This window comes from Bradyrhizobium sp. JYMT SZCCT0180 (genome assembly GCF_018130165.1).
Classification (GTDB): domain Bacteria; phylum Pseudomonadota; class Alphaproteobacteria; order Rhizobiales; family Xanthobacteraceae; genus Bradyrhizobium.
In genome coordinates this window covers 1-25537 of record NZ_JAFCLZ010000019.1, presented here as the reverse complement: position 1 = coordinate 25537, position 25537 = coordinate 1, and the positions used below count along the sequence as shown (strand labels likewise).

Here is a 25537-nt window from a genome sequence, read left to right as displayed (position 1 = left end):
TTTGGGTTCCCAAGGCTTTTTGGGGTTGGCTGGGCTTGGGAAGGTGTTTGCCGGCAACACTCTTAGCGCAGCTGCCATCGCTTGCGCAATTTTATTGCGCGTGCACTGCGCCATTTTGCGTGAATCCAGAGAAAATACCGCAGTTCCGGGGAAAATTCGCTTATTTGAATTGCAAATCTTGCATGGCTACCCAGATATCATAGACTTGGATTTGACACTTTTAGCGCCGCGCGACGCATTTCCCGGCGCTTCCCGCACAAGTCCTCATCAAAATCCTCCAAAGAGAGGGAATCTGCCGATGCCCGCGCCTATCCATGCCAAGGTCGTCATTATCGGTTCCGGCCCCGCCGGGTACACCGCAGCGATCTACGCCGCGCGGGCGATGCTTGAGCCGGTGCTGATCCAGGGCATCCAGCCCGGCGGACAGCTCACCATCACCACCGACGTGGAAAACTATCCGGGCTTTGCGGATGTCATCCAGGGTCCGTGGCTGATGGAGCAGATGGAAAAACAGGCAGCCCATGTCGGCACCAAGCTCGTCACCGATCTCGTCACCAAACTCGACACCACGCAGCGGCCGTTCCGCCTGACCTGCGACAGCGGCGACGTCTATCTCGCCGAAACCGTGATCCTCGCCACCGGCGCGCAGGCGCGCTGGCTCGGCATGCCGTCGGAAGAGAAGTTCAAGGGTTTTGGCGTTTCGGCCTGCGCGACCTGCGACGGCTTCTTCTATCGGGCTAAGGAAGTCATGGTGGTCGGCGGCGGCAACACCGCGGTCGAGGAAGCGCTGTTCCTCACCAACTTCGCCTCGCAAGTCACCGTCGTGCATCGCCGCGATCATTTCCGCGCCGAGCGCATCCTGCAGGACCGCCTGTTCAAGAACCCGAAGATCAAGGTGATCTGGGACAGTGCGATCGACGAAATCTGCGGCACCGAAAATCCGGGCAAGGTCACCCATGTGCGCCTGAAGAACGTCAAGAGCGGCACGCTGACGGAGGTGCCCGCTGACGGCGTCTTCATCGCCATCGGCCACGCGCCGGCAACCGAACTCGTCGCCGGTCAGGTCAAACTGAAACCCTCCGGCTATGTCGAGGTGGCGCCGAACTCGACGGCGACGTCGGTGCCCGGCCTGTTCGCCGCCGGCGACGTCGCGGACGAAACCTGGCGGCAGGCGGTCACGGCCGCGGGCCTTGGCTGTATGGCGGCCCTCGAGGCCGAGCGCTTTCTCGCCGTGCGTGCGAGTGATCGGGCGGCGGCAGAATGATTACGCGTCGAACACGGGACGGATTCACGGACATGGATTGGGACAAGCTGAAGGTGTTTCACGCGGCGGCGGAAGCGGGCAGCTTCACCCATGCCGGCGAGCAACTCGGGCTTTCGCAATCGGCGGTATCGCGGCAAGTCTCGGCGCTGGAGCAGGAGCTTGCGGTATCGCTGTTCCACCGCCATGCGCGCGGCCTGATCCTCACCGAACAGGGCGACCTGCTGTTCCGCACCGCGCATGACGTGTTCATGCAGCTGCAGGCGGCGCGCGCCAAGCTCACCGACAGCCGCGAGCGGCCGTCAGGCGATCTCAAGATCACCACGCCGCCGGCGCTCGGCATCAACTGGCTGATTCCGCGGCTCGACGAGTTCACCAGCCTCTATCCGGATATCCGCATCTCGCTGATCGTGACCGACGAGGATCTCGACCTGTCGATGCGCGAGGCCGACGTCGCGATCCGGACCCGCAAGCCGACCCAGCCGGACCTGATCCAGCGCAAGCTGTTCTCGATCGGATTCCACGCCTATTGCTCGCCGGAATACATCAAGCGCTTCGGCACGCCGCGCACCCTCGACGACCTCGACTCGCATCGCATCATCATGCTCGGCGACGCGCAGGTGCCGCCGCATCTGCAGAACCGCAGCTGGCTGATCGACGCCGGCCGCAACGGCTCGGGTCCGCGCGAGGCTTACTTCAAGGTCAACAACATCCTTGGTCTTGTCAGGGCCTGTCAGCAGGGGCTCGGCATCGCCGCCCTGCCCGACTATCTGGTCGAGGAGAACAACCGTCTGGTGCAGCTGTTCGGCGAGACCGACTCGATCCAGATCGACACCTACTTCGTCTATCCCGAAGAGTTGAAGACGGTGGCGCGGGTGCAGGTGTTCCGCGATTTCGTGGTGAGCAAGGCGCAGCGCTGGCCCTCCTAGAGCGTGATGACTTCTCTTCGATTCGTCATCCCGCTCTAGCTCTTTGTTTGAGCATGATCTTTTCGGAAAACCGGTGCCCACTTTTCCGGATCATGCTTTAGCATTTCGGTCTGACTGGAATTTCGGTTCTGCAAGAATCTAGAGCTATTGATTCAGAACCGAAGCTCTAGATTCTTGTTTTGACGCGTTTTCTTGACGCGAGCCGGTATCGACCTCGCATCACGTGCGGCACACACTTCGCTCGAAAACGCTTTCGCAGCAGCCGACGTTTCCCGCCTTCCGGATTAGCGGCTCTTATAAAGCCCCCGGTCTCCGCATGTCAGACATGCGGCTTAACCGGTTTACGCAAGCCGCCGATGGGGATCATAGTGTTTACACGCTGAGCGATCGTGTCGCGCATATGTCCCCCTCCTCCAGTGGCGCGGGCGCTCAGTAATCCCTCTTGGAAGGTGATTGTGTCGGCCTCACGTGGCCAATACCTTAAGCCGGGCTCTTATGGGCCCGGCTTTTTTTCTTCTCCGGATCGCTTCGTCTGCAGACGATTTCCGCTGAACCTTCTTCGTCTCCAGATCCTTTCTTCTCCCGTAAAACAAACGTCATCGAGCGTGCGCGGATTGACAGCGCGCCGTTGCGCCATCATCATCAACACATGATCACGAATTCGTGCGCCGCTCTGTCGTCGAAAAAAGGTCCCCACCCGGGGACCCGAGATCGACGCGCGCGATAGATCAACCGCCAAGCCGATCCCGAAACCCCGCCGTCTGGACGGGGTTTTTTTATGTGTCCCGTCTCCGGCAAAAGCCTTCAAGGAGATGGAACCATGTCTACCGATCCGCAAAACCGATTACAGGGCCTCTGGCTGCCCCTCGTTACGCCGTTTCGCAACGGCGAACTCGATGAGCCGTCGCTGCGCCGCATGATCAGGCATTACGCCAACAGCCCGGTCGACGGCTTGATCCTCGCCGCCACCTCGGGCGAGGGCATGACGCTCGACCAGGGCGAGCTCGAGCAGCTGGTGTCGGTGACCCGAGCCGAGATCTCGGCTAGCCGCCGCTATATTCCGATCTGTCTCGGCCTGTCCGGCGCCAGCACGCGCAAGATGCTGGATACGCTGGACGAGACCGCCGCCTGGCCGATCGACTTCTATCTGATCGCCAGCCCCTATTACACGCGGCCGTCGCAGCGCGGCCTGCTGCGGCATTTCACGGTGCTCGCCGATCACGCCTCATGGCCGATCGTGCTCTACAACATCCCCTACCGAACCGCGGTCAATCTCACCAACGAGACCCTGCTGCAGCTCGCCGCGCATCGCAACATCGTCGGCATCAAGGATTGCTCTGCGGACCGCGCCCAGTCGATCGAGTTCCTCGCGCGGCGGCCGAAAGGTTTTCGCGTGCTGACCGGCGAGGACGCGCACTATCACGAGGCGCTGGTCGACGGCGCCGACGGCGCCATCCTGTTGTCGGCGCATCTGGAGACCGACGCGTTCGCCTCGGTGCGGACGCTGATGCAGCAGGGCGACCACCCGGGTGCACAGACGTGCTGGGACAATATTTCCGAACTGACGCGGCTGTTGTTCGCCGAACCCAGCCCGGCGCCTGCAAAATACTGGCTGGCGCAGAGCGGGCTGATCGACAGTGCCGAGGTCCGGCTGCCGATGGTGGAAGTCAGCGCGGAACTCGCGGCGCGCCTCGATGCGGAGCGGGAGCGGCGCGCGCCGGCCCTGTTGCGGCGGGCGTAGCAAAGGCGTCGCAGCCGGCTCCCTCCCGTTTGCGGGAGCATTGCGCACAAAAAAGCCGCCGCACGCGGAAGACCGCGGCGACGGCTTTTCTGTCGCTCCACACCGGCTCGGATGATGCGGAGGCGGATAAGGTGACCGGAATTTCTTCCAATCGTGTGGACGCCGGCCGGCAAAATTGCCTGACCGCGTTGGCGCAATGTTAACCGCATTCGCCCGCGTCGCCTCAGCCGATCGCCGCGCGATCTTTGCAAACGCGGCGGCGTTCCGGAACGCTGGTTAACGGTTGGTGAGAGCGGCGCTTCAAAATCGTTCAAAGCATTGCCGTCAACTTTAAAATCTCAGGCGTATTGATGTCCTCATTGAGAAAACGGGGGGACATCAAATGATCGATCACACCAGTGACAATTGGAAGTTTCCGACCAGCGAACGCGTCCAGCGGGTGCAGGACGTTCTGCTGGTTTCGTCCTTTGCCTTGTGGGCGACACTGATCGGCTTCGCGCCGGTCGTGACCTGGCGCCTGCTGATGGCTTGAACGAAAACGCAGGTGCTGCCGTGGTTAATCGGCGGTAGCACCTGCGGTCAAATGCGAGCGAAATTGCGACCGGGATTTTAAAAGCGGTCGCGTATCAAGCTCGTCACAACGGAAAAACGCGGGGGCGCGTCGTGGAAATCGAAAACAATACACTCCCTGATCAACAGGGCTTTACGACCGAGGACGTTCTTTGGGCGGTCGGCATCTGGTCGGTGATCCTGACCATGTCGCCGGTCGTCGTGTTCTACATGCTGATGGTGGCCTGAGCAGGCTTGCTCCGCCTGTCAGTCCGGGGCGCATCAACATCCAATCGGACAAAGAAAAACGCGCGGAGTCCCGCGCGTCTTTTTAAGTCCGTAAGCGGCGTTGTTACGCCGCTTGCTTGTGCATGGCGCCGGAAGCCGACGCGTTGCCGCGGATGGCCTTGATCGAACGTTCGATCGCAGCCCACAGCCGGCTGATTTCCGCAGCGGCCCGGCCTTCCGCATAATACTCGCGGGCGCCTTCGCCGTTGCCAAGCGCCAGCAACAGATCGGCACGGTTGGTGATCTGACCGCTCCACACCGGCGCACGGAACTTGATCAATGCTTCACGCGCGATGGTGACGATGCGGCTTTCAACGCCGTCCCGGCTCGCCGGGGCACCGTTGATGACGACCGCGTAGGGCTTGCGCGCCGCACGGCAGGTCTGAATGGTTTCCTGCACGGCATTGACGTCAAACACGCCGGGCCGCGCCGGAATGATCACCATCGTGGCGTTCTTGATGGCGTCGTCGACGACGGCCGACAAATTCGGCGGCGTGTCGATGAACACCCATTCGATACCGTCGCGCTTGGCGGCGGCGATAATTCCGCTTACCGAATTCACCGCAGCCTTGATCGGCGGCTCGTTCGTTCCACGCAATTTGTGCCAGAGAGTAAGCGATCCCTGCGGATCAGCATCAACCATTAAACAGGGCTTCGTCGACTTATGGACGTGCGCAGCAATGTGGGCAGCCAGGGTACTTTTTCCCGAGCCCCCCTTACGCGAAGCAAAAACTATGACGTTCATACCTTGGCCTCCAGATTGACCCCAGAAGCCGAAAATGAATCAGCGCACTGATTCGTGAAAGAAAAATTTGCTGCTTATCGCGAAGAAGCCACTGATTAGCCAAGAAAGCTGCTTTTTGAGTCACACTGCGTGCGACCGCGCAATCCGTGATGGAATCGCAAAAACGGAATCGCCAGAGTGGCTTGATCGATTCAGCGCATGCTTTTTGTGCGCTGACGTTCGATCCACTTGCGCTCGATCCATCCGAGCAGCTTCGCCATCGGCGGCTGCAGAAACGGGACGTCCTGCGCGAACAAAAGGAGTCCGAGCGGCAGCATCCAGAGTCCAAGCACCGGCAAGATGCTGAAAATGCCGCCGAGGATCAGCAGAATGGCGATCGGAATCCTGACGTAGCGCGACGACGGCTTGCGCAGCCAGCCGACGAATCTGGCCGGGCCGGCCGGCAGCTTGGCTTCGAACCAGGCGAAATGCCGGTCGAGCTCCATTTGCGATTCTTTGCTCAATTAATCTCTCCTCGTGCTGAAGAGATGTTGACTCGCAGCTGGAGGCACAAGGCGTCAGTCTGTCGCGCGAAAGGGGCTTGAAATGGCATGCCGCGCTCAGGTCCGGGCTGGTTTTGCCGGTTTCTTGGGCTTACGCACCTTGGCCGCGGATTTCCGCGGGGCCGGCTTGATCGCCATTGGCCTGCCGACGGGCGCTGCAGCGGCCCGGCTCGGTTCGGGACCAGATCTGAATTGCGCCCGGCAGGGCGGCGAAAGTTGAGACTTCTTGGCGACCATGCAGGCGGTGACTCGATCGACATTGGGAATTTCGGAGCTGCAAAGCCGGAAAGCGTCGCTGGTGCAGGCCTGTTCCTGTTCAGCGGTGTAGCTCTGACCCGAAGCCGGCAGCGATGAAAATGCGAGCGCCGTCGCCAACACCAAACCAAACCCGAAATTACTGATCCGAAAAGTCGCCATGAATCCCCCCGAGGCAATGATTCCACGAATTGTGGGTGAACCGCCCGGGATTGGCAAGCAGGGGTGGACAACACGCCACAGCACAATTGGGCGCGACGAGAGCTGATTTCACCGGCCGGATTGCAACCGCGATCGTCGTCGTCGTCATCCTGATGCGGCTGGCTATTCTTTTTCCGGCGATCGCAATTGACGCGCCCGGTGCCTCGCTGCGCCATGTGGTGGCCGATACGAAGGCTCGAAGCTGGCTGATCCTGAAAAGCTTTTTTATTGTGCTGCTGCCGGTATTGGCCGGGCTCCTGGCGGTCGGCTTGATCAGCGACCTCGACGATCTGCCCAGCTGGTGGCCCGCAGCCAGAACAACGTTCGACAGTCCGCTCGAGCTGCTGGCGACGGTGTTGGCGGCTGCGACCGCATCGCGGCTGTACGGCTGGATCGGCCATCAGGTGAAGGGCGTGCCGGTCTGATGCGGTCAGGCATCATTGGCCGGACACACGCCGCGGCCAGCGCAACGAATCGGGCGGTCTCGGGGAATATCCGCGATGGGGTTGGTACAGTTGGGTGGGCTCGAACCACCGACCTCCTGTTCCACAGACAGGCGCTCTAACCAGACTGAGCTACAACTGCATCCTGCGCGAGCCCCCACGAAAAGGGGGTGGCGAATGGGCGGGAAACTAGGTGCAACGCCACGCTTTGGCAAGGCCACCAGCCACCCGATTATCAGTCGTTTCGGGGGCGGACAAAGTTCATTTGCATCCGGGCATAGACGGCCCAACCTTGCGAAAGACCCGGCCCAAGGACAGAAGAGGCAACAAAAAAGCCCGGGCTGACCTGCCCGGGCTTCTTCGAACCTTGATGCGGGCTCAGGCGGCCGGCTGCTGGTACTTCGCGGCCGACGCCTTGATCGGTTCGACGGTTTCGGTCGCAACCTTCTGGCCGAGTTCGGCGAGTTCCTTGGCCTGGGCCGAGAACGTCTCGAACTGCTTCTTGGCGTGCGAGGTCCACAGCTCCATGGCGGCTGCCGGCGTCTTCACGCTGAGCAGGTCCTGCGCGAAGTCGAGTGAGGACGTGGTGTTGGCCTTGAAGAACTCGAACAGCTTGGCCGAGTAGGCGCTGGCACCCTTGCTGGCCGAGGTGAACACGGCTTCCATGGTGCCGTTATGGCTCTCGGCCACATCCTTGAACTTGGCGTAGTTGTCGCGCGCCTGCGAAACGCCCTTTTCGGCGAACGCACGCACCTGCTCGGGGACTTCGAAGGGAATGATGGAGGCGGAGAACGGATCGGTCGAACTGGTCATTCGCATGCTTCCTTCGCAACGGGGTGAATCGTGGTGACCCCTTGCGAACGCCACCGGTGAAAACGCCGGTCGCGCCGTACTGGATCACACGGTCTCTGCTTTTTTGAGCACGATCTTCTCGGAATACCGGTACATATTTCCGGATCGAACTCCGGTCTTGGGGAGTGCCCATCGTCGGGCATGCCCAATAAACACCCTTATCATGTCAATTTTGTGCAACGCAAAGCAAAACAATGTGCACTGCGACATGCATTGCCCGTACTGGCTGTATTTCAGTCCTCTATATCCTAAAGTAGAAGAGAGAGGCTCTTGAAACAAATGCCCTTCAGGCCTTCCTCAGATCTTGGGCTTCGCCGCATCCATCGCGGTGCGGCTGACAATCTGACCCATCTCGCTGGCTTGCTCCGCCAGCGCACGCATCTGGCCCTGCACATACTCGCTGTGCAGCCGCATCACCTCGGTCAGATCCTTGGCCTTCAGCAGCGCTTGCGCGTAGTCCAGCGAGGTCTGCACGTTCTTTTCGGCGAAGGCGACCGCCTTGCTGCCGATTTCCTTGGCGTTGGTGCGCGCGGCGTCGCCGCGATCCTCAAGCGAGCCCGCGGCCTGGTGCGCGGAGGACAGGAATTTCTCGAAGGTCTGGCGGGCCTGCTCGAAGCTCGCCTCCGCCATCGATCGCATTTCCTTTGGAATCTCGAAACGGCCATCGTCGCTCATGGTCCCACTCCTGTGGTGTTGGGGGCTGCTTGGCAGGCGTCCAGGTATCGCTAAAAGACCGCACCGGTATGGTGCCGTGGGCGGTTCCGAATCGTGCATCTTGGGCCGAAGGCTCAGGTTCACATCGTGAACCTCCGGCTGTCTTTTGCAACAAGCTCAACGCCGCAGAGGCCGGTTCGGTTCACCCGGATTAAGGTTATTGCGGCTTAGAATACCGCTTGGGTCCGCCCGGCCGTGGACCTGCCGCGCCGCGCTTGCGATACTGGCGATCCACTTGCGATCCTGAAAGTGCAGTCAGCGTTTGGCCGCCGATTCGCAAAAATCATCCTCGAGCAGAAGGCTCATATCCACGGTCATGTCGCGCTGATGAATAATGCCGAACTCCAGATGCTAGCGCTCGGCGATCCGCGGCTGGCGGTGCACGCGACGAGCGCGCTGGCCGCCTGGCTGTGGTCGAGCGACGGCACGCGGGTTCTGTGGGCCAATCCGGTCGGCGCACGCTTGTTCGGCACGGCCAACAGCACAGCGCTGGCGGGGAAAATTTTCGGACCGGCCGATCCGCATCGGCGGCAGATCGCGCGGCTCGCCGGCCGCCTGCTGGCGGGCGGTGCGGTCCGGCTGGAGCGGCTGCAAGGTTTTGGCGCGACGCCCGGCATGTTAGCTACCTGCGGCTGTTCGCGGCTCGATCTGCAGGATGGCAGCCACGGTATTTTGGTTGCCGCCGGCAACATCTCGGGCCGCGCCATGCCACTGCCGGAACGGCTGCAGCGGCTGGTCGAGGGTCTCGCGATGCCAGTTGCGGCGTTTACCCGTGACGGCATCCTGACCGGCACCAGCGATGCGGCGCGTCCCCTGCTCGGCTTTCAAAATCTGGTCGAGGCCGGCCTCGACGATGCGCGCCAGGACGCGCTGAAGCAGGGCGCCGTCGCCACCGCGATCGACATCGGCCGCATGGTGCTGCAACGGGTTGGCGCTGGCGCCGACATCGGCCTCGTCGCGCTGATCGTGCCGGACGCCGTGCACGCCGCAGCACCGGAGCCCGTCGCACCGATGCAGCCGCAAGAAGAGCAGCCGCAAGAAGAATTGCCTGAACCACGCGATCCGCCGATGGCGGGAATTGTCGCGAACGATCCCGCACCCGAACCGCCGCAGCCCGCCCCCGCCCCCATGGGCGAAGCGCCGGCCGCCTTGGCGCTGTTCGACGCGCTCGCAGAGGCGCCGGATGAAGACCCCGAAACCGAGCCGGTCGCCGCGGCGCCGTCCATCAGCGAACCAACCGCCGCGTTGCCGCCTGAACCATCGCCTGACGTCGAAGCGATCGCCGACGAAGCCACGCCCTCATTCGCCGCCGACGCCGCGCCTGAATCATCAGCCGAAAACCTGACAGCGCCGACCGCCGCCGCACCCGTCAAGGCGCCGTCCTGGTTCGAAGAGCCGTCGCCGCATGCGCGGCGGCTTCCGTTGCGCTTCATGTGGCAGATGGATCAGGAAGGCCGCTTCACGCTCGGCGCCGATGAATTCACCCGGCTGATCGGCCCGCACACCACCGCCGGCTTCGGCCGGTTGTGGAGCGACATCGCGCAAACCTTCGACCTCGATCCCGAAGGCCGCGTGATGAAGGCGTTCGCCACGCGCCAGACCTGGAGCGGCATCACGCTGAACTGGCCGGTCGACGGCGGCGCGCGGCTGCCGGTCGAATTGTCGGGTCTGCCGATCTTCGATCGCGCACGGCATTTTGCCGGCTTTCGCGGCTTCGGCGTTTGCCGCGATCTCGACGGCCTGGCACGGCTGGCCGCCTTGCGCCGCTACGAATTCTTCGGTGGAGCACCCGCGCCGGTCGCGCCGGAACCGCGCTCGGCTGATATCGTCCAGGCAGGCCCGGCGTCAGATTCGGTCGGCCCGGAGTTGCCCGCGCAGGACCCGTCCGCTGAGGACGCGCCTCAAGAAGCGTTGCCGCAAGAAAATTTAAGCGAAAATTTCAGCGAGAACGTGACCGCGCAGCCGACCGCGGCAGATGACCCGCCCGCGGAATTTGTCATCGAGACCAGCGTCGCGTCGCCTCCCGTTACGGAACTGCCCGATCCGATTGCTTCCGAGATTTCACACCCAACCGATCTGGATGCCGCCGTGGATACCCCAAAGGATACTCTGGCAGAAATGCAGGCGGAAACGCCGAAGAACGTTCTGCCGTTCCGCCCCCCCGGCGACGCCAAGCCGCCATCGCTGACGCCGGTCGAAAACAGCGCCTTCAACGAACTCGCGCGGCAATTGTCGGCGCGGCTCGAGAACGAGAACGGCAATGAGACGACACAGGCCGTCACCGGCCTCGATGAAACCGTGGTCGAGAACGCCGCATCGACGGACGCGCATGCGGCAGCTTCACAGGAAGCCGCGAGCGATGCCCCGGTGCCGCCGAAATGGCTGGCCCCCTCCGAGCCGCCGGCGCGCGGCGAAAGCAGGCGCGACAAGGCGCTGCTCGACTTGCTGCCTGTCGGCATTCTGATCTACCGGCTCGACCGGCTGCTCTACGCCAACCCCGCCTTCCTCACGCAGATCGGCTATCCGAGCCTGCATGCGCTGGAAGATGCCGGCGGGCTCGACGCGCTCTATGTCGAGCCCGGCGTCTCCAACGCGCCCTCGACGTCGGACACCGGCACGCCGGTGATGATCTCCGCGAGCCAGCCGCAACCTGCGGAAGAAGACCCGGAAGGGCGCGCATCGACGCCACCGGCGCCGACCGACGCGCGCCTCTACACGATTTCATGGGACGGCGATTCCGCGCTCGCTTTGATCTTCTCGGGCGCGCGCAACGAAGGCGCCGCCGTCGCCGCTGCGATCGCGGAAGCTGTGCCGGTTGCCGAACCGGCAGTTGAACCACTGGTCCCCGAACCTTTGCCGGCGGGCCACGCCGATGCCGAAGAACTCGGCGCCATCCTCGACACCACGGCCGAAGGCATCGTGATGTTCGACGCCGAGGGCAACATCAGCTCAGTCAACCGCAGCGCCGAAGCGCTGTTCGGCTATGACGGCGAGGACCTGGCGCGGCGCAATCTGGCGGATCTGTTCGCGCCGGAAAGCCAGCACGAGGTGTTCGACTATCTCGCCAGCATCAAATCCGAAGGCGTCGCCAGCCTGCTCGAACACGGCCGCGAGACGCTCGGGCGCGAGAGCAAGGGCGGCTTCATTCCGCTGTCGATGACGATGGGACGGACCAAGGCCGACGGTCCGAATTTCTTCGCTGTTTTCCGCGACCTGTCGCAGGCCAAGCAAAGCGAGAACGAGTTGCGGGAAGCGCGGCGCCTCGCCGAGCGCGCCGCCAGCGCCAAGGCCGACGTGCTGGCCCGCATCAGCCATGAGGTACGCACGCCGCTCAACGCCATCATCGGTTTTTCCGAGGTGATGATCGGCGAACGTTTCGGCGCGCTCGGCAATGAGCGCTATGTCGAATACATGAAGGACATCCGCGCTTCCGGCGAGCGGGTGATCTCCATCATCAACGACCTGCTCGATCTGTCGAGGATCGAGACCGGCAAGCTCGATCTGTCGTTCACCAACCAGAATCTCAACGAACTGGTCGAGAGTTGCGTCGCCGTGATGCAGCCGCAGGCCAACCGCGAACGCATCATCATCCGCACCTCGCTGGCGCACACGCTGCCGCCTGTTATCGCCGACGCGCGCGCGCTGCGCCAGATCACGCTCAACCTGATCGGCAATTCGATTCATCTCGCCAATGCCGGCGGCCAGGTCATCGTCTCCACGGCGTTGTCTGATTTCGGCGAAGTGATGCTGCGGGTCCGCGATACCGGCCACGGCCTCAACGACAACGAAGTCGCCGCCGCCCTGGAGCCGTTCCGCACCCCGGCACCATCCGATCAGGCCTCCGACGGCTCCGGCGTCAGCCTCTCGCTGACCAAGGCGCTGGTCGAAGCCAACCGCGCCCGATTCCAGATCAAGACCGGCACGCGCTCGGGCACGCTGATCGAGGTGGTGTTCTCGCACGCGACCGCAAAGGCCTGAGCGCGGCAAGCTGCAGGAGACTGCCATGGATGGACCTGGTGAAGCCGTAACGCCGCAAGCCATCGCAGCGTGCGAGAAGATCATCCGGCCCTATATCAGGCGCACGCCCGTGGTCGGGACCGATGGCCGCGAGTTCGGGCTGTCCGCCGGCGCAATCTGCCTCAAGCTCGAATTGATGCAGCACTCGGGAGCGTTCAAGGCCCGCGGCGCCTTCACCAATCTGTTGACACGGGCGATCCCCAAAGCGGGCGTCGTCGCAGCATCGGGTGGCAACCACGGCGCTGCCGTCGCCTATGCTGCGATGAGGCTCGGCATACCGGCCAAGATTTTCGTTCCCAGCGTGTCGTCTCCGGCCAAGATCGCGCGCATCCGCGAATACGGCGCCGATCTTACCATCGAGGGCGATGGCTATGCGGATGCGCTCGCCGGAAGCGAAGCATGGGCGCAGCAAACCGGTGCGCTGCCGGTTCACGCATTCGACCAGAACGAAACCATCATGGGTCAGGGAACGATCGGCCTGGAGCTCGAGCAACAACTTCCCAACATCGACACGGTCCTCGTTGCGGTTGGCGGCGGCGGGCTGGTTGCAGGGATAGCGGCCTGGTACGCCGGCCGCATCAAGGTGATCGGTGTCGAGCCGTTTGCGGCGCCGACGCTGACCAGGGCGCTGGAGGCCGGACATCCCGTTGATGCGGAGGCCGGCGGGCTGGCGGCGGATTCGCTGGCGCCGCGCCGCGTCGGCGAAATTGTATTCCCGATCGTGCAGAAATACGCGCCGCGCACCGTGCTGGTGACCGACGACGCGATCGCCGACGCGCAGCAGACGCTGTGGCGCGCCTTGCGCATCGTGGCGGAGCCGGGCGGCGCCGCCGCCTTTTCGGCGATCTTGTCCGGCGCCTATCGGCCGGCCGACGGCGAACGCGTGGCCGTCGTCGTTAGCGGCGGCAACACGGCCGCGGTGAATTTCGACATCACGCGCTGAGAAGGCGAACTGCGGGTATCTGCCGCTCTCGGATCGCTGCGGCACGGCACAGTTTTTGCTCGAATCCAGCTGCCTGAATGCATCCGGACCCGGATCGCCTATTTGTCAGGCAACTGGATTGGCCGACTATGCGCTGTCTCGTTGTCGCGGACCTGCATTATTCATTGCCGCAGTTCGACTGGCTGCTCAGCGCTGCACCCCGGTTCGATCTCGTGATCTTTGCCGGCGACGCGCTCGATATCGGCTCGACGGTCGATTTCCGCGCCCAGATCGTCGTCGTGAAGAAATACCTCTCGCTGCTTTCACGCATCACCCGCGTGATCCTTTGCTCGGGCAATCATGACCTCGACGACCATAGCGCCGAGGGCGAAAAAATCTCGCGCTGGATCGGCGAGGTCCGCGAACTCGGCATCGCCTGCGACGGCGACAGCCTGACCATCGGCGACACGCTCTTCACGGTATGTCCGTGGTGGGACGGTCCCTTGGTCAAGCAGCGCCTCGAAACGCAGTTGCAGAAGGCCTCGGTGGAGCGGCTGCCGCACTGGATCTGGGTGCATCACGCGCCGCCTGCGAATTCGCCAACCAGCTGGGGCGGCAAGCGGTATTTCGGCGATGTCGATCTCGTGCAGTGGATCGCGCGCCACCAGCCCTCGATGGTGATCTCGGGCCATGTCCACCAGTCGCCCTTCATTTCCGAGGGCTCATGGTTCGACCGGCTCGGCGATACCTGGGTATTCAATACCGGATTGCAGCCCGGCCGGCCGCCCACCTACATCGTGCTCGATCTCGACGAGGCGACCGCGTTCTGGCTTTCGGCGGACCACGCGCAATCGATCGACCTCAAGGCGCCGTTGCAGCGGCCGGCGGCAACGATTCAAACCGCGCCGCCCTGGCTCATATCCTTGGATCAGATTGCCGATCCGAGCCTGGTGAAACCTGTGTCGGCGGAAGGTTGATCATGCTCTGCAGGACGTCTCCGACCATCGCGAGGTGATTGCCGTGGCCGGCATATTGCCGCTTGAGATCGGCGAGATAGGTGTTGGCGACGTTGAGCCGCTGCGCCAGCATCCTCGCGATCATCAGCGACACCGCCGGCTGCTGCCGCAGGAAAGATGCGGCATCGTCGATCTCGTAGATCGCCGAATCCTGCGCCGCACGCACGGTGGCGGTGTGCGGCGTGTCGAGCAGCACCGACATTTCGCCGAGTACCGCGCCTGGCTCGGCAATGGTGGCAACGATGGTGTCGCCCTTGATGACCTCGAGCCGTCCCTCGATCAGCACATATAGATGCCCGGTGCGGGCGCCCTCGTGAAGAACTTCGGTGCCGGCGGCGACGCTCCGCCTCGTACCGCCAATGCAATATTCGAGAATGTCGCGCATCGGCTTACCTCCGCTAGGGCCGAGATTAGGCACGGAGCGTGCCAAGGTCGAACAAATATTTTGGAATGCTTCTAAATTAGAATCTGGAATCGCTCTAAAAGAATGCCGTCGCGACATCGCGGCGCTTCGTGCGCGCTATCCGCTGGGCTAGTGAAACCGGCATCATCCTCGTGCCTGCCGGAGCAGCCATCATGATTAAATTTCGCGTCTTCGCCGCATCAGCGGCGTTGTTTGGTTTGGCCTCGACCGCCATCACCACGGCTTCCGCCGATAACGGCGAGGTCAACGTCTATACCTATCGCGAATCCAAGCTGATCCAGCCGCTGTTCGATGCCTTTACCAAAGACACCGGCGTCAAGGTCAACGTCGTCTCGGCGAGTTCAGGGCTCGAGCAGCGCATGAAGGCCGAGGGCGCCAACAGCCCGGCCGACGTGCTGCTGACGGTCGATATCGGCCGCATGGACGATGCGGTGAAGGCCGAGGTGTCTCAGCCGATCAAGTCGGAGGCGCTCGACAAGGTCGTGCCGGCGCAATACCGCGATCCCGACGGACACTGGGCCGGCATTTCGATGCGCGCGCGCGTGATCTACGCCTCGAAGGATCGCGTCAAGCAGGACGCCATCACCTATGAAGAGCTCGCCGATCCCAAGTGGAAGGGCAAGATCTGCATCCGCTCCGGCCAGCACATCTACAACAACGGACTGTTCGCGGCCTACACCGCGAAGTACGGCGAGGCCAAAGCCGAGGAATGGCTGCGCGGCGTCAAGGCCAATCTGGCGCAGAAGCCGTCGGGCGGAGATCGCGAGGCCGCGCGCGACGTCGCCGCCGGCAAGTGCGACATCGGCATCGGCAATACCTATTACTGGGCGCTGATGATGAACAACGATCCCGAAAAGAAGCCGTGGGCGGAAGCCACCAAGGTGATCCTGCCGACGTTCGTGGGCGGCGGCACCCACGTCAATCTGTCCGGCGTGCTGCTGGCCAAGCACGCGCCGAACAGGGCCAATGGCGTCAAGCTGATCGAATGGCTCGCCGGTGAAAAGGCGCAGCAGATGTATGCCGACCAGAACTACGAATATCCGGTGCGCGCCGGCGTCGCCATCAACCCGACGATTGCGGGCTATGGCAAGCTCAACGCCGATACCCTGCCGATCGCCAAGGTCGCCGCCAACCGCAAGGCGGCTGCGACGCTGGTAGACAAGGTCGGCTTTGATAATTGATCTTATCCGGTCGCGGCACACTCCGATGCGTTCCCTCCCCCTTGTGGGGGGAGGGAGCAGACCTTCGCCAGTCGAGGCACCGGCACCTCTCACCTAAGACAACCCTCCAGTGACCCCTTCCGCGCACGCCGGACGGATCTCGGCGGCAATCGCGGTCATGACCGCGATCATGGTCGCCGCGCCCGTGATCGCGGTCATCGCGCTGGCGATGAATCCCGCGCCCGATCTGTGGCGGGACCTGATCGCCTATGTGCTGCCGCGGGCGATGCTCGACACCGCGCTGTTGCTGTTCGGCGTCGGCATGCTGGCGCTTGTGATCGGCGCCGGCACCGCATGGCTGATTTCGCTGCATGACTTTCCCGGCCGCGCGCTGTTGTTGTGGCTGATGCCGCTGCCGCTGGCGATTCCGACCTACATCGCCGCCTACGTCTATGCCGACCTGTTCGAGCCGCTCGGCCTCGTTCACCGCACGCTGGCGATCTGGTTTCCGCTGCGCGACGCGGTGGCCGTCCTGCCCAACCTGCGTTCGATGCCGGGCGCGATCATCGTCATCGGCCTCGTGCTCTACCCATACGTCTATCTCTCGGCGCGGACGATGTTTCAGTTCCAGAGCGCCGAATTCGCCGAGGCCGCGCGAACGCTCGGCGCCAGCCGCCTGCAGATATTCTTCCGCGTCTCGCTGCCGATGGCACGGCCGGCGCTGGCGGTCGGCGTGGCGCTGGTGTCGCTGGAAACCTTGAACGACATCGGCGCCAGCGAATATCTCGGCGTCCGTACGCTCACCGTGTCGATCTTCACGACCTGGCTCAACCGCGGCAGCCTCGCCGGCGCGGCGCAATTGTCCTGTTTCATGCTGGCGATCGTGGCCGGCCTGATCGCGATCGAACGCTATGGCCGCCGCAACGTCGCGACCGGGTTTTCCGCCGAGAGCCCGCGGCTGACGCCGCGCACGCGATTGCACGGCAGCCGGGGCTGGTGGACGTTTGCGGCCTGCCTCACGCCGGTGCTGCTCGGCTTCATCGTGCCGGTGCTGTTTCTGATGCAGCAGAGCTTCAAGCGCGGGCTCTTGACCAATTTCGACATGACGCTGGGGCGCGATGCCTTCAATTCGGTGGCGTTCGCAACGCTGGCGACGCTGATCGCGCTCGGGCTGGGCTTTGCCACCATCCTGGCCTGGCGCTGGCGCCCGGACCCGGTGCGCCTCGTCGCGATGAACATCTCGCAAACCGGCTACGCCCTGCCCGGCCTGGTTCTCGCGCTGGGCCTGCTGACCCCGGTGCTCGCGATCGACAATGGCCTGAGCGCGCTCGGCGGATGGCTCGGACGTTCAACGCCAGGGCTGATCCTGGTCGGCTCGGGCGCAGCCGTCGTGATCGCCTATGTGATTCGATTCCTGGCGGTGCCGACCGGACTGATCAAGGCAGGCTTCGAGCGAATCCCGCACGACTACGACGACAGCGCGCGCGCCGCCGGCGCAAAGCAAGCAACCACGATGCGGCTGATCCATCTGCCGCTGCTCCGGCCGGCGATGCTGGGCGCCGTCATCATCGTGTTCGTGGACTGTCTGAAGGAATTGCCGGCGACGCTGCTGCTGCGTCCGCTCAACGTCGATACGCTGGCAACCTCGATCTACCAGTTCGCCAGCCGCGGCAGTTTTGAGGACGGCGCGCTCGCAGCATTGCTGATCGTCGCCGCCAGCATCGGCCCGGTGGCGTGGCTGACGCGGTTTTCCGACGTGCCGTCAGGCCCGGCGTAGGTGGCACGAAGCGTAGGGTGGGCAAAGCGAAGCGTGCCCACCATTCCTTGCGTTGCTCATGATGGTGGGCACGGCGCACGAGCGCCTTTGCCCACCCTACGAGACCTCGTCCTTTAAGCGTTCTTCAGCGCGACGCGGAATTCGGCTTCGGTCTTGGCCTTGACCTCGTCCAGCGTGACGCCGTCGGCGAGCTCGATCAGCGCCATGCCGTCCTTGCCGTGCTTGTCGATGGTGAAGACAGCCAGATCCGTCACCACCATGTCGACGACCTTCTCGCCGGTCAGCGGCAGGTTGCAGCTCTTCAGGAGTTTCGGGCCGTCCTTGGCGGAATGCTCCATCACGACGACGACGCGCTTGACGCCGGCGACGAGGTCCATCGCGCCGCCCATGCCCTTGACCATCTTGCCCGGGATCATCCAGTTGGCGAGGTCGCCGTTCTGCGCCACCTGCATCGCGCCGAGGATCGACAGATCGATATGCCCGCCGCGCACCATAGCGAAGGATTCGGCCGACGAGAAATAGCTGGTCGACGGCAGTTCGCTGACCGTCTGCTTGCCGGCGTTGATGAGATCGGCGTCTTCCTCGCCCTCATAGGGGAACGGGCCCATGCCGAGCATGCCGTTCTCGCTCTGCAGGCTGACGTCGATGCCGTCGGGGATGTAGTTCGAGACCAGCGTCGGAATGCCGATGCCGAGATTGACGTAATAACCGTCGCGCAACTCTTTGGCGGCACGAGCGGCCATCTGTTCACGGGTCCAGGCCATGGTGTCTGCTTCCTGTTGAGTTACGCTGCGGGGCGCGGACGGGTGTTGCGGAACTCGATCCGCTTCTTGCCGGTGCCGACGTCGATGATGCGTTTGACGAAAATGCCTGGTGTGTGGATGTGGTCGGGGTCGATCTCGCCGGCCGGCACCAGATGCTCGACCTCGGCGATGGTGATCCTGGCAGCGGTCGCCATCATCGGGTTAAAATTGCGCGCGGTCTTGCGGTAGACCAGATTCCCGGCGGTATCGCCCTTCCAGGCGTGGACGATGGCGAGGTCGGCGAACAGGCCGCGCTCCATGATGTACTTCTCGCCGTCGAATTCCTTCACTTCCTTGCCTTCGGCGATCAGGGTGCCGACGCCGGTCTTGGTGAAGAAGGCCGGGATACCGGCGCCGCCGGCGCGGATGCGCTCGGCCAGCGTGCCCTGCGGGTTGAATTCGAGTTCCAGTTCGCCGGCGAGGTATTGCTGGGCGAACAGCTTGTTCTCGCCGACATAGGACGAGATCATCTTCTTGATCTGCCGGGTCTCCAGCAGCCGGCTCAGCCCGATGCCGTCGACCCCGGCATTGTTGGAGATGACGGTGAGGCCCTTCACGCCGGATTCGCGGATCGCGTCCGACAGGGTCTCGGCGATGCCGCAAAGACCGAAACCACCCGACATGATCATCATGCCGTCCTTGAGAACGCCATCGAGTGCCGATTTGGCGTCGGGGTAAACCTTGTTCATGGATGTCTGACCTGATGGAGGAAACGGCTCAAGGCCGGCATAATCTTAGGGATTATTAGGCGAAATCTTCGCACTGCGTCAATGCGCGCGCTTTTGGACCATCGGCAGCGGTTCACAACGCCAGGATGGCCTTGAAAGCGTCAAGAAAACCCTTCAGGTTGTGTGGGTTGGCAAGGGCTGAAAGCTAGACGCGGCCGCCCCCGGACAACCAAACCCTCGACCTCAACCCGACCTGGATATGTCTTTGACGATGGCCCAAGGAATGAAGCGCCTGGGGATGCCGATTGCGGCGTTTCTCGGCTTGGCTTTGATCGGCCTGATCGGGACCTCCTGGTTCCTCAACCGGGACGCGCTGCGCCAGGCGGTCGAGGCGCAGATTCGCGCCGTCACCGGGCTCGATCTGGTCGTCTCGGGTGCGATCGACGTCTCGGTATTTCCCGGCAGCTATGTCTCGTTTCACAATGTCAGGCTGAAGGGCGGCGCCACCGTCGACCCCGCGCTGCAGGTCGACGTGCTGACGGCGAATCTGCGCCTGCTGCCGCTGTTGCTGCGACGGTTCGAGATCGCCGACGTCATGATGCTGCGGCCGCATATCCGCGTCGTCAGGGACGGCCATGGCGAGAGCAACTGGACGCCGTTCGTCGAGACCATCGCTCGCGCCATGAAGCCGGGCGCCGAGAATCAGGTGTCGTTCTCCGAGATCCGGATCCAGGACGGCGTGCTCAACTATGAAGACGCCACCAGCCAGGTCTCCGAGGCGCTAAGCGATATCGACCTGTCGCTGGCCTGGCCGTCGATCTCGCGTTCGTTCGCCGCCACCGGGCAGTTCGACTGGCGCGGCGAGCGCGTCGACGGCTCGGTCAGCGCCAGCGATTTCGTCGCGCTGCTGTCGGGCGATCGCTCCGGCGTGAAGGCGCGGCTGGTCAGCGCACCGCTGAAACTGGCATTCGATGGCGCGCTCGCCAACCGCACCAGCCTGATGATGGAAGGCACGGTGACGATCGACAGCCCGTCGCTGCGCAACGCGTTGCGCTGGATGGGACAGTCGCCGCCCGGCGGCGGCTTCGGCCGCTTCGCGCTGAAGGCCCGCGCCAATGTGGTCGGCGGTTCCGTTGCGCTGACCAATGTGAATGTCGAACTCGACGGCAACGTCGCCGAAGGCGTGATGACCTTTGCCAATAACGGCCGGCAGACGCTGCAGGCGACGCTGGCCGCCGGGGCGCTGGATTTCACGCCGTACATCTCGACCTTCCGCCTGCTGGCGAGCGGCGCGCGCGACTGGAATCGGCAATTGTTCGACCTGAACTCGTTGTCGACCACCGATCTCGACATGCGGCTGTCGGCCGCCAAGGTGACGGTCGGCTCGACCAAGCTCGGCCGCACCGCCTTTGGCGCCAATCTGCGCAGCGGCGCGCTCGCGCTCTCGGTCGCCGAGGCGCAGATGTATGGCGGCATCGCCAAGGGCACGTTCGGCGTCGCCCGCTCGGACGCGATCGCCGACGTCAAGGCCCAGTTCCAGTTCACCGATGTCGACCTGCACGCCTGCGCATCCGAATTGTTCGGTGTCAACAAGCTCTCCGGCCGCGGCAATCTCAATGTCTCGCTGGTGGCCTCGGGCTCCAGCCCGTTCGGGCTCGTCACCTCGCTCGACGGCACCGCGACCCTGACCGGACGTGACGGCGCGATCGCGGGCTTCAATGTCGAGCAGCTGTTGAAACGGCTGGAACGGCGGCCGCTGTCCGGCAGCGGCAATTTCCGCAACGGCTCGACGCCGTTCGATACGCTCAACGTGTCGGTTAAGTTCAACGACGGCATCGCGACCGCCGAAGACGTCCGCGTCGAAGGTCCCACGACGCGTCTCACCCTGACCGGCACCGCCTCGGTGCCGGCGCGCGAATACGATCTGAAGGGCGTCGCCAGTCTGACGTCTGCACCCAACGCGCCGCCCGGCTTCGACCTGCCCTTCGTGGTGCAGGGCCCGTGGGACGATCCATTGGTGTTCCCCGATCCCGAAAGCCTGATCCGCCGTTCGCCGGGCGCCGCCCCGCTGCTGGATGCCGTGAAGGATCGCAAGACCCGCGACGCCGTTCGCTCGGTGATCGAGCGGATCACCGGCGGCGGCCCAAGGCCGGCGGCACCGGCGGCGGCAGAAGGTGCCTCGAAGCCTAACTGACGATGGCAGGACGACAAGCCTGTTCACGATGACGGTTGCGAGCAAGCTCGGACCGGCACCGACGTCGGCTGGTCTTCCGGAATAACTGAACATTAACCATACGAGCCCATGATTTGAGCCGAATTCAGGTGGGCAAGCGCGCGCGAGCCATTGCTGGTTTGTCACCACGATGGCTCTTTTGCTGACCGGTGATGGGAAGAATCTCGCGACTGGGCTGAGACGTAGGGAACACAGGTGGCCGAAGCACCGGGCAGGGAAGCGCAAGGGGGCAAACAGCCCGAGGCGGCACCGCGGGTAGCCTCTAGCCCGGTGCCGGTGTTAGCTGTCTCGCTGGCTGCCATGGCCGTCATTGGTGCCGCCACCGCCAATTCCTTGCCGAGTTTCGGCGGCTTCTCACTGCCGATTTTCAATCAGTTCTCTTTGCCGAGCGTCGATCAGTTCTCCTTGCCGGACTTCAGCCGCTTCTCCCCGCCAAATCACAATCGCGTCGCTGCAACTCCTCCGCCGACCCCGGCTCCGGTCCTCGTACCGGATCCGGTTGTCAGGGCGGGACTGCGGGACATTCAGACGTCGCAGGAGCAAAACGCCGATGTGTTGATGTCGCTCATGCAAAGCGCCTCAGCCCAACAGGCGGATTTGAAAAGAATAACCCGTCAACTTTCCTTGCTGACGGCGCAGGTGAGCTCCCTGCAGAATCAGGCGGCGCCGCTGACGACTTCCAGCATCCCACCGCTCACGACTTCCAGCATCCCACGTCCAAATCCTCGCACGCGGATCATCCAGGCATCGCGAAAAGTACCCCCTCCAGTTCTCCCTCCAACTCCCCCTCCACTTCCCAAGCCTGCCGGCCCCTTTTCGGTAGGGGGCGCTCCGCTCAGTCCGGCACCTGGATCGGGCGCAAGCTAGACGGACAACGCCTCCGCCATCTCCTCGAGCCGATCTTGGGAGCAAAGCAGGATCCGGCAAAGATCGTGATGTCTGCTTTTGGGGGCAAATCGGAAGTCGCCGACGCAGAGGCTCACGTCCGCAAATGACCCACAGCAGACATTGCTTCCGCGACGCACGGGAATACTACCGTTCTGGTTTCGACTTCCACTCAACCGCCAGCTTCTGCGCTTCGGCGATCTGTGCCGGGGTCATCTGTTGCGCGACGCGATTTCGATTGCTGATCGCATCCTGGTCACTTCGCGCAGCCGCCAAACTGAGCCACATGTATGCTTGAATATTGTCTTGCGGCACGCCTAGTCCCGTAGCGTAACAGAGGCCAAGATATACCTGCGCTCCAAGATGACCTTGGTCTGCAGCGCGGCGAAACCACTTCGCAGCCTCGATCCGGTTCTCGGACACGGCCACGCCCGCGAAATGCAGGACCCCGACGTTGAACTGCGCGCCATCGTTACCGCGCTCGGCGGCAAGGTGATACCACTTCAATGCTTCAGCTTTGTTCTGAGGCACCCCATTGCCGTTGTCGTACAAGGTCCCCAGGTTGTACTGGGCGAAGGTATGGCCTTGATCGGCTGCGAGGCGCCACCACTTTGCAGCCCTAGCGTAATTTTTCGGCACACCTTGGCCGCCGTCGTACATGAACCCGAGTGCGTACTGCGCCTCGGCATTGCCTTGGTCGGCCAGCGGACGCCAGAGCCGTAGTGCGGTTGCGTAGTCGCGTCTGCTATGCGCCACCTGCGCATCCTCAAACGGCCCCGCAACAGCGCCTCCCGCCATCGACAGCGGCGAAGCGAGCGCGAGAAGGACCAGGAGGATTCGGACGATCGGCATGGGAAGCCTCAATTGGCGTCGCGCGATCGGCGCGGCACGCGCCGCCGTCGCGACGATGGCGGCTTGTTTGTCGCGGGCCGCCCGCGAAAGGTTCACCGCCGACCGCCTCTTGCGGACACAACGAACGACCATTGTGCATTAGCCCGGATCAGATCCGTGCCTTTGCAAGCATGTCGCCTATTGGCACTTTTGAGACATGCCGACCGGCCCTGACGATGTCTGCTTCCGCGGGAAAACCGGAAGTAGTCTGCCGACGACCAAAGTGGGGCGATTGGCCCATAGCGGACATTGGTTCAGACAGGCTCTTGATCTCCATGTTCCCGTTGCTTGCTCCCGAAGTAGCCTATGAGACCCGCAAGTAGGACTGGCGGGAAAAGGGCGAGGTGAACCATAGCCAGTAGTGGCCCCCAAGGAAGCAACTTTCCAATGGTGGGGCGTTCAAGCATGGTCGTGGCAACGAGGGTAACTATTTCAGTCAGAACGACGCACGATTGCCAACTCCGCAACCGGGAGCCAACCAGTACGCCCGGGAGAATCGCAAAGGCGAACATTGCGGGCCAGAGCAGCGCGTACGAAAAACCTATCAGGTACCAACGGTCTCCTCCGACGACGGCGGACAAACCGACGAATGCTCCGAGCAGGAGCGCTGCAATGGCCATTTTCATGCAAAGGTTGTGGCGCGGATTTCCTAAAACTCAATAAATAATTCGGCCTAGTAGCCGATGCATGCTGGGCTGCCTTGGCACCTTTCGGACCTGCCGAACCTCGCAGCGAACGTCGGCTATGAGGGGTAAACCGGAAATGCCTCGGACATCGCCAAACCGACGCGATTGACCCAAAGCCGACATTCACGTCAACGGGACAGTCAGTTTAGCAATTACCGCGGCTGTTGCCGGCCTTACCCCGCGCCACCAAGCGAAAGCCTCGGCGGCTTGCTCGACGAGCATGCCGACGCCGTCGCAAACTCGGGCGACGCCCGATTCGCGGGCAAGGCGCAAGAATGGGGTCAACCCCTTGCCATAGGCGAGTTCGTAGGCGAGCGAGGCATTGCTGAAGAAGTTTGCTGAGACCGGGAGAGCTTCGCCCCGCAAGCTCGCCGACGTGGCGTTGATCACGACATCATAGCGTTCCGCATCCTTTAGTCTGTCATAACCGCTCGCGATGACCGAGCCATACGAGCCAAAGGCTTCAGCGAGCGACCGCGCTTTCTCAAACGTCCGATTTATGATCACAAGCTCTGCCGGTCTGGCTTCAAGTAAGGGCAGCAAGGCGCCGCGCGCTGCACCACCTGACCCCAACAGTAAGACGCGCTTGCCTGGCAGGGGAATGCCTTGGTTGTATTCGATATCACGCAACAGGCCGACGCCGTCAAAGTTGTCAGCCTCGACCACATCGCCAACGAAGGACATCGCATTGGTGGCACCCGCAAGACGCGCGCGGTCGAGCAACTTGGTCGCATAGCAAAAGGCATCGAGCTTGAACGGTGCGGTGATGTTCAACCCGCGTGCGCCCTTGTGGCGGAAGGCGTCTACAACTGCCGCGAAGCCCCCTTCGGGGGCCTCGATCGCCGTATACTCGAGCTCTTGGCCGGTTTGCTGTGCGAATGCACGATGGATCAGAGGCGACTTGGAGTGGCCGATGGGATTGCCGATGACGGCGTATCGATCAGTCATGGTCAAGTTGTCTTTCTGCCAAAGTGCTTGACGACCGGTTCCGCGTACAGCACGCCGTCGGGAACACGTTTATATCATGCGAAATCAAGGATGTCGGCTTCTGGCACTTTTCGGACCTCACGCCACGCCCTGAATTGCGTCCGTAGTCCAGGGTAAAGCAGCCGCCGGGCGATCGCTTGAGCTTATGGGCTCACCCCGCAATCTGCCTACGCGTTGAGAACTGCGTCGAGGCGTGCGCAATAGCAATCTGCAAGCGAGGGCGCGACAAATCAACCCGACGGGCAAATCACTTCCGATTGTCAGAAATCATGTCAAGTCCTATATTTCTGTAAATCAAAAATATATCTCTTTCCTTCGACCCAAATCACCGGCACATTCTCATCCATCCCGTCCCATTCAGAGGGGCGTCGGCCGTCGTCACGACGAGGGGCGGGTCGCGGTGGACGCTGAGGTTGCGATTGACGGTCGCGGCTGAAGCGTACGGCGAAAGCGTGTGGTCCTGGCGCCCGTAACGGCGTCAAGTCCTGCGGGAGCTAACGCTTCCGAGGGGCGACGGTGGCAATAGAGGCCGTCTCACCGGGGAGAGC

At 62.9% G+C, this 25537-nt stretch carries 21 protein-coding genes and 1 tRNA gene; 12 read left to right on the top strand and 10 right to left on the bottom strand.

The window, feature by feature from the left end:
• Positions 1-298: 298 nt before the first annotated feature.
• The 5 genes from trxB to JQ641_RS38525 all read left to right on the top strand — a co-directional run bounded on the left by trxB (position 299) and on the right by JQ641_RS38525 (position 4729).
• Positions 299-1264, top strand: coding sequence for a thioredoxin-disulfide reductase (gene trxB, locus JQ641_RS26055; protein WP_211998743.1), 966 nt, complete (start codon positions 299-301; stop codon positions 1262-1264).
• 32 nt (positions 1265-1296) lie between these two features.
• Positions 1297-2190: a LysR family transcriptional regulator gene (locus JQ641_RS26050; RefSeq protein ID WP_192736747.1), complete on the top strand. Its 894-nt coding sequence runs from the start codon at positions 1297-1299 to the stop codon at positions 2188-2190.
• Between the two features lie 820 nt (positions 2191-3010).
• On the top strand, positions 3011-3931 hold the full coding sequence (gene dapA, locus JQ641_RS26045; protein ID WP_211998742.1) for a 4-hydroxy-tetrahydrodipicolinate synthase: 921 nt from the start codon (positions 3011-3013) through the stop codon (positions 3929-3931).
• 382 nt (positions 3932-4313) lie between these two features.
• Complete coding sequence (locus tag JQ641_RS26040; protein ID WP_211998741.1) at positions 4314-4463, top strand: hypothetical protein; 150 nt, start codon at positions 4314-4316, stop codon at positions 4461-4463.
• Positions 4464-4594: 131 nt separating this feature from the next.
• Complete coding sequence (locus JQ641_RS38525; RefSeq protein WP_283813432.1) at positions 4595-4729, top strand: hypothetical protein; 135 nt, start codon at positions 4595-4597, stop codon at positions 4727-4729.
• 103 nt (positions 4730-4832) lie between these two features.
• Here JQ641_RS38525 and JQ641_RS26035 read toward each other — a convergent pair whose 3' ends face one another.
• Positions 4833-5513 carry an AAA family ATPase gene (locus JQ641_RS26035; RefSeq protein WP_192736750.1) on the bottom strand — a complete coding sequence of 227 codons (681 nt, stop codon included), beginning with the start codon at positions 5511-5513 and terminating at the stop codon, positions 4833-4835.
• 191 nt (positions 5514-5704) lie between these two features.
• Entirely contained in the window at positions 5705-5998 is a 294-nt protein-coding gene (locus JQ641_RS26030; RefSeq protein ID WP_502754995.1) for a hypothetical protein, read from the bottom strand.
• Positions 5999-6507: 509 nt separating this feature from the next.
• Between JQ641_RS26030 and JQ641_RS26025 the strand changes: the two genes are divergently transcribed.
• The gene (locus JQ641_RS26025; RefSeq protein WP_211998739.1) at positions 6508-6936 is read left to right on the top strand and encodes a hypothetical protein; all 429 of its coding nucleotides are present in this window, start codon (positions 6508-6510) and stop codon (positions 6934-6936) included.
• An 82-nt stretch (positions 6937-7018) separates the two neighbouring features.
• Here JQ641_RS26025 and JQ641_RS26020 read toward each other — a convergent pair.
• The 3 genes from JQ641_RS26020 to JQ641_RS26010 all read right to left on the bottom strand — a co-directional run bounded on the left by JQ641_RS26020 (position 7019) and on the right by JQ641_RS26010 (position 8481).
• Positions 7019-7096: transfer RNA gene (locus JQ641_RS26020), tRNA-His, on the bottom strand.
• 236 nt (positions 7097-7332) lie between these two features.
• Positions 7333-7767 (bottom strand): phasin, encoded by a 435-nt coding sequence (locus JQ641_RS26015; protein WP_211998738.1) that lies wholly within the window; start codon positions 7765-7767, stop codon positions 7333-7335.
• A gap of 336 nt (positions 7768-8103) precedes the next feature.
• Complete coding sequence (locus JQ641_RS26010; RefSeq protein ID WP_211998737.1) at positions 8104-8481, bottom strand: phasin family protein; 378 nt, start codon at positions 8479-8481, stop codon at positions 8104-8106.
• Between the two features lie 366 nt (positions 8482-8847).
• On the opposite strand from JQ641_RS26010, the gene JQ641_RS26005 reads away from it, so the two are divergent.
• The 3 genes from JQ641_RS26005 (at position 8848) to JQ641_RS25995 (ending at position 14436) form a co-directional block, all read left to right on the top strand.
• Positions 8848-12498, top strand: coding sequence for a sensor histidine kinase (locus JQ641_RS26005; RefSeq protein WP_211998874.1), 3651 nt, complete (start codon positions 8848-8850; stop codon positions 12496-12498).
• A 25-nt stretch (positions 12499-12523) separates the two neighbouring features.
• Positions 12524-13480 carry a threonine/serine dehydratase gene (locus JQ641_RS26000; RefSeq protein ID WP_211998736.1) on the top strand — a complete coding sequence of 319 codons (957 nt, stop codon included), beginning with the start codon at positions 12524-12526 and terminating at the stop codon, positions 13478-13480.
• A gap of 128 nt (positions 13481-13608) precedes the next feature.
• Positions 13609-14436 (top strand): metallophosphoesterase family protein, encoded by an 828-nt coding sequence (locus JQ641_RS25995; RefSeq protein WP_211998735.1) that lies wholly within the window; start codon positions 13609-13611, stop codon positions 14434-14436.
• On the opposite strand, the gene JQ641_RS25990 is transcribed toward JQ641_RS25995, so the two are convergent.
• A complete protein-coding gene (locus JQ641_RS25990; protein ID WP_211998734.1) occupies positions 14375-14860 on the bottom strand; it encodes a Crp/Fnr family transcriptional regulator in 486 nt (161 codons plus the stop codon). The two genes, JQ641_RS25995 and JQ641_RS25990, sit on opposite strands and share 62 nt — an antisense overlap.
• 191 nt (positions 14861-15051) lie before the next feature.
• Between JQ641_RS25990 and JQ641_RS25985 the strand changes: the two genes are divergently transcribed.
• Complete coding sequence (locus JQ641_RS25985; RefSeq protein WP_211998733.1) at positions 15052-16080, top strand: Fe(3+) ABC transporter substrate-binding protein; 1029 nt, start codon at positions 15052-15054, stop codon at positions 16078-16080.
• Positions 16081-16237: 157 nt separating this feature from the next.
• Positions 16238-17836 (top strand): ABC transporter permease, encoded by a 1599-nt coding sequence (locus JQ641_RS25980; protein ID WP_211998873.1) that lies wholly within the window; start codon positions 16238-16240, stop codon positions 17834-17836.
• Positions 17837-17949: 113 nt separating this feature from the next.
• Here the strand turns inward: JQ641_RS25980 and JQ641_RS25975 are convergent, their stop codons facing one another.
• Positions 17950-18600: a 3-oxoacid CoA-transferase subunit B gene (locus tag JQ641_RS25975; RefSeq protein ID WP_211998732.1), complete on the bottom strand. Its 651-nt coding sequence runs from the start codon at positions 18598-18600 to the stop codon at positions 17950-17952.
• A gap of 20 nt (positions 18601-18620) precedes the next feature.
• Complete coding sequence (locus tag JQ641_RS25970) at positions 18621-19328, bottom strand: CoA transferase subunit A (protein ID WP_211998731.1); 708 nt, start codon at positions 19326-19328, stop codon at positions 18621-18623.
• 250 nt (positions 19329-19578) lie between these two features.
• Here JQ641_RS25970 and JQ641_RS25965 point away from each other — a divergent pair, with 250 nt between their 5' ends.
• Positions 19579-21501: an AsmA family protein gene (locus tag JQ641_RS25965; protein WP_211998730.1), complete on the top strand. Its 1923-nt coding sequence runs from the start codon at positions 19579-19581 to the stop codon at positions 21499-21501.
• A 1071-nt stretch (positions 21502-22572) separates the two neighbouring features.
• On the opposite strand, the gene JQ641_RS38120 is transcribed toward JQ641_RS25965, so the two are convergent.
• Both JQ641_RS38120 and aroE read right to left on the bottom strand, forming a co-directional pair.
• The gene (locus JQ641_RS38120; protein WP_211998729.1) at positions 22573-23373 is read right to left on the bottom strand and encodes a tetratricopeptide repeat protein; all 801 of its coding nucleotides are present in this window, start codon (positions 23371-23373) and stop codon (positions 22573-22575) included.
• A 752-nt stretch (positions 23374-24125) separates the two neighbouring features.
• On the bottom strand, positions 24126-24950 hold the full coding sequence (aroE, locus tag JQ641_RS25955; protein WP_211998872.1) for a shikimate dehydrogenase: 825 nt from the start codon (positions 24948-24950) through the stop codon (positions 24126-24128).
• Positions 24951-25537 lie beyond the last annotated feature (587 nt).